Below are 12,934 nucleotides of genomic sequence, written 5' to 3'. Positions count from 1 at the left end.
CACTTTCAGGAGATTCCGATGAACCGTTCCCTTGTTTTTATGCGTGGTGCCGTGTTGGCGCTCGGTCTGTTGACGTTGGGCAGCGTCGCCATGGCGAAATCGGTGCCAGCCGATCAAGGCCTTCCCGTGGTTGAGTTGATGCCGCTGGTCATCAAGCACGAAGCCGACCTGCGGCTCAGTGCCGAGCAGATCGCGGCATTGGCCGATTACCGCAAGCAGGCCATGCCAGGGCGCATCTCGGTCCAGAAGAAAATTCAGATGCTGCGCGGCGAGCTGCGCATGGCGATCCTGGACAACAAGCCGGCCGCCGACCGCGAAGCGCTGATGAAGCAGATCGGTGATGCCGAAATCGAGCACTTCAAGGGCCGCGACCGTTGCGTGGAAGCCTTGCGCAAGATCCTGAGCGCCGAGCAGTTCGCGCAACTGAGCAAGTTGTACCTCGACGGCCTGCGCTGATCCGCTGCCCGTTGCCCTGAGAACCTGCATCTCCCATGTCCGCCCGCATGATGCGCACCCTGGCCCGTTGCCTGCTGGTGGCGATGCTGCTGGCCGCGCTGGCGCCGGCCATCTCGCGCGGGCTCGCCGGCACGCGCGGCGCAAGCGACTGGGTGGAGATCTGCACCACGGGCGGCATGCGCTGGATGCAGCTGGAAGCGGCCAGCACCGGCGCCGACCCGCTGAGTGCCGACGACCTGCTGCACGCGCTCGACCACTGTGGCCACTGCGGCCTGGCGGCTGAGCGCTTTGCGCCTCTGCTACCGACGCTGCCCGTGGTGCCGGCAATGGCCCAGCCATGGCCGGCACCCGAACACACCATCCGCACGCCGGCCTCGCGCGCTGTGCCCAGCCCGGCCGCGCGCGGTCCGCCTCTCCTCGTCTGACACACAACGGCTTCCCCTGGTGGGAGGCCTCCGTCAGGTTGCCGATGTTCACCATCGGTGATCCGTCCGTCAGACACAGGAGCTCCCATGAAACATCAAGACACCCCAGTCGCCCTCGCTTGTGCGAGCGCAGAGGCCGTTTTTCTCGCCGGTGAAGCCGGCCCCGTGTGGCGCGTGGTCGAAGGCATCGTGCGCCTCGACCGCGACAGCGGCCCGGTCCGCCAGCCGGTGCAGCTGGCCTTGCCCGGCGATCTGGTCGGCATCGAATCGTTGTGCGAACGGCGCTACCAGTTCAGCGCCACAGCCTTCACCGCCTGCCGCCTGGAACCCGTGCGCCTGAGCGCCGAGAGCGCGCGCGAACCGCTCTTGCAGCAGGCCCTGCTGCAGCACCAGGACCGCTGCCAGGACATGGCAATGCTGCGCACCGGCACCGTGCTGCAGCGCATCACCCACCTCCTGGGCCTGATGGGTCTGGAGTGGCATCCGGGCGACCTGGCCTGGGGCCGCAACGCCGACGCCATCCGCGAGGCCCTGCCTGCCTTGCGTGAAATGGCGCAGGTGGTGGATGCCAAGACCGAAACCGTGTGCCGCGCGCTGGCGCATCTGCTGCCACCGCGCAGCCGCAAGAGCGGGTCGGTGCGGGCGGACCGTTTCGACCCGGTGGCCGGACTGGGACGTCTGGCCACCAGCTGGGCCGCCAACGCCGCGCCACTGGGCGCTGCGGCGTGAGATTCGCAGCGGAACGGGTCCGCACCGGGACCGTGTGCACTGCGCACTTGTCCGTCGGTGCAGCGGCATCGACCCGGGTCTGAGCCATGCGACCGGCCATCGGCAGCACACAAGCCTTGAACGCCGGTGCCCGACGCTGGCTGCGTGGCTTGCTGCTGTGCACGCTCTTTGCAGCCTTGCACGGCACGCTGGGTGCCTGGGTGGTCCCTCTGATCGCCAACGAGCCAACGGTACAGATCTGCACGCCGCAAGGGATGCAGTGGGTGGCGCTGGATGAAGGCGCAAGCAGTGCGGAGGAACAACCTGCCGGCTGTGTATGGGCTGGCGCCCATGTGGCCATGGCGCCTGGCCTGGACGTCGGCTACCCGCCGACGGCGGTTCCCGATTTTCATGCGCCCGGCCTTCAGCAGGTCCGGGCGATGCACCTGCCAGACAACATCCTCCGGGTGCTGCTCATGTCAGCGATGCGGGCACCTCCCGCCCGGTGGACCTGAACCGTCCCGCGCATCCAGGAAATCACACCGTGCGCCAGGCTGGCTGTCCCGGCCAGCGCCTCTCCACCTTCATTTTCGTTTCAAACATGCCATCCCGTTATCAACCCCAGCGCGCACCCGCGCACCGCCTCTCGCTGCTGAGCGCTTCGCTCGCCGCCGTGTTTCCACTGCTGTACATGCCAGCCAGTCAGGCCGCCGAACCGGTTGCCCAACTGGAAGAGGTCGTGGTCCGGGGCACCCGAGTGGAGCCTCTGCCCCAGGCCGCAGGACAGCTCAGGCAGTCACAGCTGCTCCCCGGACGGGCCGCCACCAGTGACACCGCCAGCCTGCTCGCCGACGTACCCGGCGTGAGCCTCAATGCGGCCGGCGGTGTGTCGAGCCTGCCATCGATCCATGGCCTGGCCGATGACCGTCTGCGCATCAAGGTCGATGGCATGGACCTGATCGCGTCCTGTCCCAACCACATGAATCCGGCGCTCTCATACATCGACCCGACGCAGCTCGGCTCGCTGAAAGTCTACGCCGGCATTTCGCCGGTCAGCGCGGGTGGCGACAGCATCGGCGGCAGCATCCTGGCCGAGACGCGCGCGCCCGAGTTTGCAACGCCCGGGCAGGCACCGATCCTCAAAGGCGAGGCCGGCGGTTTCTACCGCAGCAACAACGCCGCCAGGGGCCTCAGCCTCTCGGCCACCTATGCCACCGACCGCTTCAACATCAGCTACAGCGGCGCCACCAGCCAGGCCGACAACTACACGGCGGGCGACGACTTCAAGGACTACGACTTCACGGGACGGGTCGGCCACACACTGCCGCGCGACGAGGTGGGCTCCACCGCCTATGAGACGCACAACCACACGGTAGGGCTGGCGTTCAAGCAGGACCGGCACCTGTTCGAGGCCCGGCTGGGTTTGCAGGACATGCCCTACCAGCTCTACCCCAACCAGCGCATGGACATGCTCAAGAACGATCAGGCCAGTGTGAACCTGCGCTACACGGGCGAGCTCGACTGGGGCCACCTGGAGGCACGGGTCTACCACGAGAAAGTCGATCACTTCATGGACTTTGGCGCTGACAAGCGTTACTGGTACGGCACGGCATCGGGGGGGGGCACCGCGCTGGATGGCATTCCCTGCAGCCCGATCGGCCCTAGCTGTGCAGCGGGCATGCCGATGTACACCGAGGGCAAGACGACCGGTGTCAGCGTCAAGGCCGAGGCTCCCCTGGGTGAGCAGGACCTGCTGCGGCTGGGCGCCGATCTGCAGACCTACCGGCTCAACGACTGGTGGCCGCCTTCCGGCGCCGGCATGTGGCCTGGTACCTTCTGGAATATCCGCGACGGCGAGCGCGATCGCACAGCCATCTGGGGGGAGCTGGAAACCCGCAAGAGCGAGCAGTGGATGACGCTGATCGGCGCGCGCGTCGAGCAGGTGAAGATGAACGCGGGCGACGTGGTCGGCTACAACCCGGCCGGTGGTGGCTTTCAGGGGCGTGATGCCACGGCCTTCAATGCGTTGGATCACCAGAGTACCGATCACAACCTGGATCTGAGCGCCCTGGCGCGCTACACGGCCAGTGCCAATTTCGACATCGAGTTCGGTTTTGCACACAAGGAGCGCTCGCCCAACGTATACGAGCGCTTCACTTGGTCCACTTGGCAGATGGCTGCACTCATGAACAACTTTGTCGGCGACGGCAACGGCTATATCGGCAACCTGGCCCTCAAGCCCGAAAAGGCCAACACCCTCTCGACTACCTTTGACTGGCACGCTGAAGACCAGCGCTGGGGCTTCAGGGCCACGCCTTACTACACCCGCGTCAGCGACTACATCGACGCGGTGCAGTGGAACGCCACCACCAACCAGGTCGCCACGACCCTGGTCACAGACAAGTTCAGCGTGCTGAAGTATGTCAACCAGTCTGCGCGTATCTATGGCTTGGACCTCTCGGGGCACATGCCTCTGGCACGCAACGATGCTGGTGAATGGGGTTTAAAGGGTAGGCTGAACTACACGCGGGGCTCCAACCGTGATACTGGTGACGGCCTCTACAACATGATGCCGCTCAACGCCAAACTGACCGTCACGCACCAACTGGGCGGCTGGGATAACAGCGTAGAACTGGTAGCCGTGGCAGCCAAGACCCACGTCTCGACGATGCGCAACGAGATCAGGACACCTGGGTACGGTCTGGTGAATCTGCGCGGCAGCTATTCATGGAAAACGGTGCGCCTGGACTTTGGTATCGAGAACCTGTTCAACCGGTTCTACTACTTGCCCACCGGTGGAGCTTATGTCGGCCAGGGCACCACCATGACCAACCCCGCAGTGCCCAACTACCCGCAGTGGGGCACTGCCGTGCCAGGTATGGGACGTACGCTGTACGCCGGTGTGAATGTGAAGTTCTGACAACCTGAGCAGCAGGCTCACTCACCATCTGCCTTGGCTCTCTCGGAACAAGAGCTTTCGCCCAACTCCGGCCCGGCGTAAGGAACCGTGTCGGAGCTGTGTGCCTTGTCCGCAGGATTTTCCTGTTCAGCGACCACGGCCTGAGCCGACTGAGCCACTGCGTCTGCCCGCGGCCCTGCCGCTGGAAGCGTTGACTGCATTGCCCGTGCTGCCAGCGTTCACGGTGGGCGACTCGCTGGTATTGGGTGCCTGAACCGACGTGGCGGCAGGCGATTGGAAATGCTGGCGTTGCTCGTAGCCCTTCCCATAGGGAAGCGAGCAGGGATCTGGCAGTGGTACTGCGGTCACCGTCGCAGGCTTAAGCGTGCGGTCCGGTGGCGGCATGCAGGCCTGGGTGGTGTTGAAAGGCTGAGAGCCTGAGCGCGCGGGATCTGCTGCTTCAGGCGACCTTGGGAATGGGCCTGCTGGCTCCCGGCACCGGCGCCGAACTCGCGCCGCCGCCACGCGCAAAGGTCACCACATGGTCGACCTCGGCGCGGATGCCGATCCACTCGCCCACCGCGTGGTTGTGGTGCGAAGGTACATGGGTCATGAGCACCTCGCCGCTGGCCAGTCGCAGTGTGTAGAGGAACTCCGAACCGCGAAAGGCCTTGCGGATGATCTGCGCCTTCACTGGTGCGTGGTCGTCGTGCACGATGTCGTCGGCGCGCAGCAGCACGTCGCACAGACCTGCCTCGTAGGCGCTAGGCAAGGGGCACTCGTCCATGTCATGCAGAGCACCCAGCGGCGTCTGCACCGACACCTCTTCACCATCTTGCCGAATCTGCGCCGGTGCGAACACGCCGTGGCCGATGAACTCGGCCACAAAGCGGGTGGCCGGCCGGTGGTAGAGCGCATAGGCCTCGTCCCACTGGTGCAGGTGGCCTTCGTGCATGACGCCAATCAGGTCGCCAATGGCAAAGGCTTCGAGTTGGTCGTGGGTGACGAAAAGGGCGGTGGCGCCGGCCGCTTTGAGGATGGCGCGCACCTCGTGCGCCAGGCGTTCGCGCAGGTCCACATCAAGGTTGGAAAAAGGTTCGTCTAGCAGCAGCAGGCGCGGGCGAGGCGCGAGTGCACGCGCCAACGCCACTCGCTGCTGTTGACCTCCCGAGAGCTCGTGCGGAAAACGCGCCTGCAGGCCATCTAGCCCGACCAGGGCCAGCACCTCGGCCACGCGTTGCTCGCGCTCGCCGCGCGGCAGGCGGTCGATGCCGAAGGCCACGTTACGGCCCACGTCGAGGTGGGGGAACAGGGCGTAATCCTGAAACACCATGCCGATGCGGCGCCGTTCAGCCGGTGTGTGGTGCTGGTTATCGCTGACGAGCTCACCCCCCAGATGGATGCTGCCGCTGCTGGCTCGCTCTAGCCCGGCCACCGCGCGCAGCAAGGTGGTCTTGCCGCAGCCCGACGGCCCGATCAGCACGCCGATGTCGCCTGCGCGCAGACCCAGCGACACGCCGTCCACCGCTGGCGCGGCCTGTCCGGGGTAGCGCACGCTGAGCTGTGAGACGTTGAGAAACATGAATTGAATTGTAGATAACTACAATTCTCATTTGTATTGACGCGCGTCAAGTCCCTGCGGCCACCCGCCCCTTCACCGCCTTCTCCCGATTGGATGTCCATGCTGCGCTGGTTGGCCCCCGTTGCCCTGCTGCTGCTGGCGGTCGTGCTGACCCTGCCGGTGGTGGCGCTCGGACTGTCCTGGCTGGAATTCGACGCGGCGGGCCGCGACGTGCTGAGCCAGATGGCGCAGACGGTGTTGCCCGAGTACGCCCTGACGTCGTTGCTGCTGTGTGTCAGCGTGGCGCTGGGCGTGGCGGTGGTGGGCATGGGCACGGCCAGTGCGGTCACCCTGTTCGACTTTCCGGGGCGGCGCATCTTCGAATGGGCGCTGTTGCTGCCGTTGGCCATGCCGGCCTATGTGGTGGCCTATGCCTACACCGATTTCCTGCAGTTCAGCGGGCCGCTGCAGGTGGGCCTGCGCGAGAGCTTCGGTTGGGAGGGGCGCGTGTTCCCGGAGATCCGCAACACGCCAGGCGCGGTCTGGGTGTTCACTTTTTCGCTCTACCCTTATGTCTACCTGCTGGCGCGCACCGCGCTGGCCGAGCGCGCAGCCCAGCTGATGGAGGCTGCGCGCCTGCTGGGTGCGCCCCTGACGCGCCGTATCCGCGAGGTGGCGCTGCCGCTGGCACGCCCGGCCGTGGCCGCCGGCGTGGCGCTGGCGCTGATGGAAACTCTGGCCGACTATGGCGTGGCGAGCTACTTCGGCATCCAGACTTTCACCGCCGGCATCTACAAGGCCTGGCTGGCGATGGACAACCGCCTGGCCGCGGCCCAGCTCGCCACCATGCTGCTGGCCACGGTGGCGTTGCTGATGTGGCTGGAGCATCGTGCACAACGCCGCATGCGCTTTGCCACCCTGCGCGCCGGTCGCGGCAGCAGTGCTGAGGCAACACCGGTGCGCCTGGCGGGCAGGCCGGCGGCGCTGGCGCTGCTGGTCTGCGCGCTGCCGGTGCTGTTCGGTTTTGTGTTGCCGGTGCTCTTCATGTTGCGCCCGCTGATCGGAGGCTGGGACGAATTGCCCTGGGGCGCGTTTGTGCAGTGGTCTCGCAACAGCATCTGGCTGGCGGGCCTGAGTGCGGTGCTGGCCACCTCGCTGGCGCTGGCGCTGGCCTTTGCCTTGCGCACCCGGCCCGGCTGGCCCACGCGCATCGCGGTCCAGCTCACCAGTCTGGGTTATGCGGTGCCGGGGGCGGTGATCGTGGTCGGTCTGCTGCTGCCGGTGGGCTGGGTGCAGACCGCCTGGCCCGACTCGACGGTGGGCTACGTGATCACCGCCACCGCGCTTGGCATCGTCTGGGCCTACCTGGTGCGGTTCACGGCAGTTGCGCTGCAGTCGGTGCAGGCGGGTTACGCCCGCATGCCGACCAGTCTGGACGATTCGGCTCGCATGCTCGGCACCACCGGTCCGGGTCTGGCGCTGCGCGTGCACGCACCGCTGCTCAAGCGCGCCACGCTGGCTGCGGCGCTGCTGGTGTTTGTGGACGTGATGAAGGAGTTGCCAGCCACCCTGGTGTTGCGCCCCTTCAACAGCGACACCCTGGCCGTGGTCACCTACCAGCTCGCCCGCGACGAGCGGCTGGGCGAAGCGGCGCTGCCGGCGCTGGCCTTGGTGGCGGTGGGCCTGTTGCCGGTGATCCTGCTGAGCCGGACCTTGCGCAGCCGCTGAAGTTTGCAGGCTGATCCAGGCTGGCGCGCACGGCTGGCCTACCATGGCGACATGTCGCCCAATCGCCGCCTGTTGTTGAATGAACCGTGGAGGCCATCGCTGACCCGAGCCTGGCGCCGCCAGGTCACCCGGTGGGTCGCCCTGTGTGCACTGATGCTGGCAGGGCCGGTAACGGCGCAGCAGGCAGACAGCGCGCTACCCAGCTTTGCCGAGCTGGAGGCCGCTGGTGCCCGGATCGGCACGATCCGGGTCATGCCGAAGGACATCTTCGACACCAGCGACCCGGCCGAAGACTATGCGCTGTTCCGCTTGGCCAACCGGCTGCACATCCAGACACGGGAAGGCGTGATCCGGCGCGCCATCCTGTTCCAGTCGGGTGACCCGGTGTCGGTGCGCGCGATCGAGGAAACCGAGCGTCTGCTGCGCAGCAACGGTTATCTGTATGAAGTCAGCCTGCGGCCGGTAGCCGTACGCGACGGACTGGTCGACATCGAGGTGGTGACGCGCGACACCTGGTCGCTCAACGTCGGCGCCGGGGTAGGGCGCAGCGGTGGCGCCAACTTCAGCAATGTGGAGTTCAGCGACGAAAACCTGTTCGGCACCGGCACACGGCTCAGCCTCAAGCGCACCAACGACATCGACCGCTCCAGCAGCAGCGTCGAGTACGCGAACGACCGGGCATTGGGCACCTGGGCGGCGGTGGCCCTGAGACACGCCAGCAGCAGCGACGGCAAGGCCAGTGCAGTATCGGTCGTGCGACCGTTTTACGCGCTGGACAGCCGTTGGACTGCCGGGGTCGCGGTCTCCAGCGACGAACGCATCGATGCGGTCTACAGCAGCGGGGTGGTTGCCAGCCAGTACCGAGTCAAGCAGTCGCAGGCCCGGATCTTCGGTGGTAGGTCGGCCGGTCTGGTGGATGGCTGGGTGCGGCGGCATACCCTGGGGCTGAGTTCGAATCAGGTGCGCTATGCAGCCGAGCCCGGACTGGTCGCGCCTGCTTCTCTGCCCGGTGACGACAAGCAGGTGGGGCCCTACTACCGCTACGACTTGATCGAGGACCGCTTCGACCGCGAGGTCAACCGCAATCTGGTGGGTCAACCCGAGTTTTTTGCCGTGGGGATTAACGCATCGGTGCAGATCAACTGGGCGTCCAAGGCGCTGGGTTCCAGCCGCAACGTAGCGTTCTATTCGGCCTCGGTCAGCAAGGGCTTCGAGCCGTTGCCCGACCACTCGCTGATCGCCCGCGCCGCGCTGAGCGGGGAGCTCTCGGGCTCGGGCGGCCATTACCTCAGCGCAGCGGCCCAGTACTACCTGCCCCAGAGCGAGCGGCGCCTGTTTTACGCTGCGGCCGCGGGTGACTGGATCACGCAGGCAGGTCCGATCGACAGCCTGGTGCTCGGGGGCGACAACGGCCTGCGCGGCTACCCGCTGCGCTACCAGAGTGGCGCGCGGCGCATGCTCTTCACGGTCGAGCAGCGTTTTTACACCGACGTCTACCTCTGGCGTCTGTTCCGCATTGGCGGTGCGGCATTTTTCGACGTGGGCCGGGCCTGGGGTGGCACCAGTGCCAACGCGGTCAACCCAGGCTGGCTCAGCGACGTGGGCTTTGGCCTGCGCATCGTCAGCGTGCGTTCGGCCTCCAGCAACGTGGTGCACATCGACGTGGCGCTGCCGCTGAACCGCGACCCGGGCATCAGCAGTGTGCAATTGCTCGTCAAAACAAAGAAGAGCTTCTGAGGCGCGGTGTTTCATTGGGCGCCGGCCCCCCGGGTAGCATAGGCCTTGCGCCCCTGACGCAAGTCAGGCGCCTTCCCCAACCCACCGCCCTGGCACCTTGTTCAGGATGCGGAGAGCCACCATCAGCCAGCCATCCTCGCCACCTTCGCCCGCCACGTTCCGCGATGCCACCCTGGCCCACACGCTGCGGCTGATGGAGGAGGCGGGCGCGCTCGACGACGCCGGCGAGATGACGCTGGCCCATGCGCGCCAGCACACCGAACAGGACCGCATCCTCGAGCGCGCCCGACTGCTCGGGCGTCGCCTGGGCCTGCTGGAGGACTGGGCGCGCTTGAAGACCGGGTTGTGGATCGCAGCGAGCCTGCTGGTGCTGCTGGCCTACCTGCTGGCGGGTGGCCTGCTCACCCGCGCGCTGGGCAGCGGGCAGACGCTGAACGCCGCGCTGGCTTTTGTGGCCATGCTGGGTGTGCCGGTGCTGGCGCTGCTGATCTGGCTGTTGTGGGCGCTGGCCTCGGCGCTCTCCGGCCAAGGCACGGCACCCTGGTCACTGGGCCAGTTGATGCTGTCGCTGGCGGCCCGCATGCCCTGGCTGCACGGGCCGCACTCGCTCACCTTGCTGCGCGGCGCCAACGCCGTGCTGCGTCAGCAGCGGCTGTCGCTGTGGGTGTTTGGCGCGATCAGCCATGGGCTGTGGGCGCTGGCGTTTGCCCTTGCGCTGGTCACGCTGCTGACGCTGTTTTCGTTTCAGGCTTACCAGCTGACCTGGGAAACCACCATCCTGAGCCCGGCGTTCTTTGACGAATTTCTGCGTCTCACCAGCTGGCTGCCGCGCATGCTGGGCTTCGGGGTGCCGGCGCAGGCGGTGGTGCACGCCGCGCCGAGCTCAGCCGATTCGCAGGCGATCGCCTGGTGGCTGCTGGCAAGCGCCTTGCTGTATGGCTTGCTGCCGCGTCTGCTCGCGCTGGTCGTCTGTGCCGCAGTGTGGCAGCGGCGCGCCCACCGCCTGTCGCTGGACACGCGAGAGCCCTATTTCCGCCAGCTTGCCACGCGCTTCGCCTCGATGGCGTCAGCCTCGGTGGTAGATGCCGAACACGCCGGGCCGCGGGCCAGCGCGCCGCTGTTCCGTCCGCATGTTTCTGGCCAGGCCGCGCCAGTGGTGCTGATCGGCTTCGAGTTGCCCGATGGCCTACGCTGGCCACCGGACGCACTGGCCTCGCTGGCCGATCAGGTGCACATCATCACCGGTACCATGAGCGAGCGCCTAGGTTTGCTGACGGCACTGGCCGCTTCGCCCGGCGCGCGCACCCTGATCGCTTGCTCCGCTGCAGCCAGTCCAGACCGGGGTGCCGAGCGTTTTCTGCGCCAGGTCTGCAGCGAGGCGGTCGACTGCGCGCTGCTGCCGCTGAGCGACGAGTCTGCGACCGGCACCAACAAGCCGCAACGTTGGGCCGATTGGCTATCGGAAAGAGATCTGCAGGAGGTAAGCTTCTGCGCCACCGACGCCGAAGCGAAGCAATGGATGGAGCAGCGCCGTGGCTGAACGTAAAAAAACGGGTGGCCCAATCGACATCGCCGTGGTGGGCCACACCAACGCGGGCAAGACTTCGCTGCTGCGCACGCTGACGCGCCAGGTGCGATTTGGCCAGGTTTCCGACCGGCCCGGAACCACCCGGCATGTGGAAGCCATCGATCTGGACATCGACGGCCAGACGTTGCTGCGCTATTTCGACACACCCGGCCTGGAGGACTCGGTCGCGCTTCAGTACCACTTGAAGCAGATGCCCGAGGCGCTCTCGCCACCCGAGCGGGTGCGCGCCTTGCTCGAAGGACCGGAGGCGCGCGGCGTGTTCGAGCAGGAGGCCAAGGTGCTGCGCCAGATGCTGGCGTCGGATGCGGCTATTTACGTGATCGACTGCCGCGAGCCTTTGCTGCCCAAGTACCGCAGCGAGATCGAGGTGCTTAACACCTGTGCCCGACCCATCATGCCGGTGCTCAACTTCGTGCGCAGCAAGCACAGCCGAGAGCCCGAATGGCGCGAGGTGCTGGCCGCCTACGGCCTGCACGCCGCCGTGCTGTTCGACGCGGTCGCACCCTTTGTGGGCGCAGAGCGCCAACTCTACGAAGACCTTAGCGTGCTCATGCGCCAGCACAAAGCCACGCTCCAGACCGTACTGCTTGACCTGGATCGCCAGGCCGCCGAGCGCCGCGTCGCCTGTGCGCAGCGCGTGGCCGACACGCTGATTTCGGCGGCCTCGATGCGTCGCGAGGTCTCACCCGAGATCCTGGCCGATGCGAGGGCGAAAGAAGCCCTGGTGAATGCGTTTCGCGCTGAGCTGGTGGACAGCGTTCGCCGCTGCGTGCACGACCTGCTGCAGATGCACGGCTTCGAGCGCGACGATGCCAGCCTGGAAGTCGTGCCCTGGACCAGCGACCGCTGGGCCTCGGACCTGTTCAACCCGGAGACGCTGGCCACAGTCGGGCGCTTGCTGGGCCGCGGCGCGGCGGCAGGCGCGGCCGTGGGCTTTGCGCTCGACATCGCGCTGGCGGGTATGTCGCTGGGCGCGGCCACGGCGCTGGGCGCGGCCATCGGCGGCGCCGTCAGCCAGGGCTGGGGGCAAGCACCGCGCATGCTGAGAAACAAGATCATGGGCATTGAGGAGCTGACGCTGGACAACAGCGTGCTCGTGCTGCTGGCTGACCACCTGACCCACCTGTGCCAGGTGTTGCAGGCGCGCGGGCATGCGGCGCAAGACACCATCGAGCTGCGACTGGCCCCATCGAGCGCCTACCGAAAAGCGCTGCTGCGGTTGCTGGAGCCACTACAGCAGGCCCGCGCCCACCCGGAGTGGGAGCATCGGTCCGGCCAATCCCGCAACCACAGCCGACGACGCGAAGCGCTGGGTATCGAACTCGCGCATCAGGTGAACGCCTTTCTGGACGCCGATACCAAGGCAGAGTAGGGCCGCACGCCGAGCGCACGGCCAGCTCAGGGTATTCGTCGAGAGGGTCTGCGGAACTGCCCACGGTGGTTGATCTGGAGCTGACCAAGGACTCGGCATCGCTTCTTGTCATGGGATAACGCAAGCGGCAGGTCGTGGCGCACGATGAAATCGTACTGCACGCGCGCAGCTGCGCTGCGCAAAGGTGCCGGTGCATTGGAGAACCCGATGACACTCGCAGAATGCTTGGATCGCATGACACCTTGTTGCACCGATAGGTAGCCACTTCAGAGTGAAAAAACAAAAACCCGGATGGCTGCGAACCGTTCCGGGCTTGAGTTTGGTACCACCAACAGGAATCGAACCTGTATCTAGCGCTTAGGAGGCGCTCGTTCTATCCATTGAACTATGGCGGCGAGGAGGAACGGCGATTGTAAAGGCGGGGTCTTCGCGCACATGCAGGCGCGCTGGGGTCTCATGC

The 12,934-nt window shown here is 66.4% G+C and carries 10 protein-coding genes and 1 tRNA gene; 9 read left to right on the top strand and 2 right to left on the bottom strand.

The genetic code is table 11. The features are described from left to right. The first annotated feature begins 18 nt into the window (after nt 1-18). The 5 genes from GPT34_RS03155 to GPT34_RS03135 all read left to right on the top strand — a co-directional run bounded on the left by GPT34_RS03155 (nt 19) and on the right by GPT34_RS03135 (nt 4,509). Nucleotides 19-456 (top strand): Spy/CpxP family protein refolding chaperone, encoded by a 438-nt coding sequence (locus GPT34_RS03155; RefSeq protein WP_291009603.1) that lies wholly within the window; start codon nt 19-21, stop codon nt 454-456. A 35-nt stretch (nt 457-491) separates the two neighbouring features. Next, the gene (locus GPT34_RS03150; RefSeq protein ID WP_291009601.1) at nt 492-881 is read left to right on the top strand and encodes a DUF2946 family protein; all 390 of its coding nucleotides are present in this window, start codon (nt 492-494) and stop codon (nt 879-881) included. Nucleotides 882-968: 87 nt separating this feature from the next. Further along, entirely contained in the window at nt 969-1,610 is a 642-nt protein-coding gene (locus GPT34_RS03145) for a hypothetical protein (protein ID WP_291009599.1), read from the top strand. Between the two features lie 86 nt (nt 1,611-1,696). Further along, complete coding sequence (locus GPT34_RS03140; RefSeq protein WP_291009597.1) at nt 1,697-2,104, top strand: hypothetical protein; 408 nt, start codon at nt 1,697-1,699, stop codon at nt 2,102-2,104. 86 nt (nt 2,105-2,190) lie between these two features. Continuing rightward, complete coding sequence (locus tag GPT34_RS03135) at nt 2,191-4,509, top strand: TonB-dependent receptor (protein ID WP_291009595.1); 2,319 nt, start codon at nt 2,191-2,193, stop codon at nt 4,507-4,509. 439 nt (nt 4,510-4,948) lie between these two features. Here the strand turns inward: GPT34_RS03135 and GPT34_RS03130 are convergent, their stop codons facing one another. Then, nucleotides 4,949-6,070, bottom strand: a complete 1,122-nt coding sequence (locus GPT34_RS03130; protein ID WP_291009593.1) for an ABC transporter ATP-binding protein — start codon at nt 6,068-6,070, stop codon at nt 4,949-4,951. A 99-nt stretch (nt 6,071-6,169) separates the two neighbouring features. On the opposite strand from GPT34_RS03130, the gene GPT34_RS03125 reads away from it, so the two are divergent. The 4 genes from GPT34_RS03125 to GPT34_RS03110 all read left to right on the top strand — a co-directional run bounded on the left by GPT34_RS03125 (nt 6,170) and on the right by GPT34_RS03110 (nt 12,474). After that, complete coding sequence (locus GPT34_RS03125) at nt 6,170-7,777, top strand: iron ABC transporter permease (protein ID WP_291009893.1); 1,608 nt, start codon at nt 6,170-6,172, stop codon at nt 7,775-7,777. Nucleotides 7,778-7,828: 51 nt separating this feature from the next. Continuing rightward, nucleotides 7,829-9,514 carry a hypothetical protein gene (locus tag GPT34_RS03120; RefSeq protein WP_291009591.1) on the top strand — a complete coding sequence of 562 codons (1,686 nt, stop codon included), beginning with the start codon at nt 7,829-7,831 and terminating at the stop codon, nt 9,512-9,514. 106 nt (nt 9,515-9,620) lie between these two features. After that, on the top strand, nt 9,621-11,054 hold the full coding sequence (locus GPT34_RS03115; RefSeq protein ID WP_291009589.1) for a DUF2868 domain-containing protein: 1,434 nt from the start codon (nt 9,621-9,623) through the stop codon (nt 11,052-11,054). After that, entirely contained in the window at nt 11,047-12,474 is a 1,428-nt protein-coding gene (locus GPT34_RS03110) for a GTPase/DUF3482 domain-containing protein (protein WP_291009587.1), read from the top strand. Before GPT34_RS03115 ends, GPT34_RS03110 begins: the two co-directional genes overlap by 8 nt. A 320-nt stretch (nt 12,475-12,794) precedes the next feature. Here GPT34_RS03110 and GPT34_RS03105 read toward each other — a convergent pair. After that, nucleotides 12,795-12,869: transfer RNA gene (locus GPT34_RS03105), tRNA-Arg, on the bottom strand. Nucleotides 12,870-12,934: the final 65 nt, after the last annotated feature.

The organism is Hydrogenophaga sp., assembly GCF_011390835.1.
Classification (GTDB): domain Bacteria; phylum Pseudomonadota; class Gammaproteobacteria; order Burkholderiales; family Burkholderiaceae_C; genus Hydrogenophaga.
The sequence above is the reverse complement of the archived record's forward strand: the minus strand, read 5'-3'. Positions and strand labels throughout refer to the sequence as shown.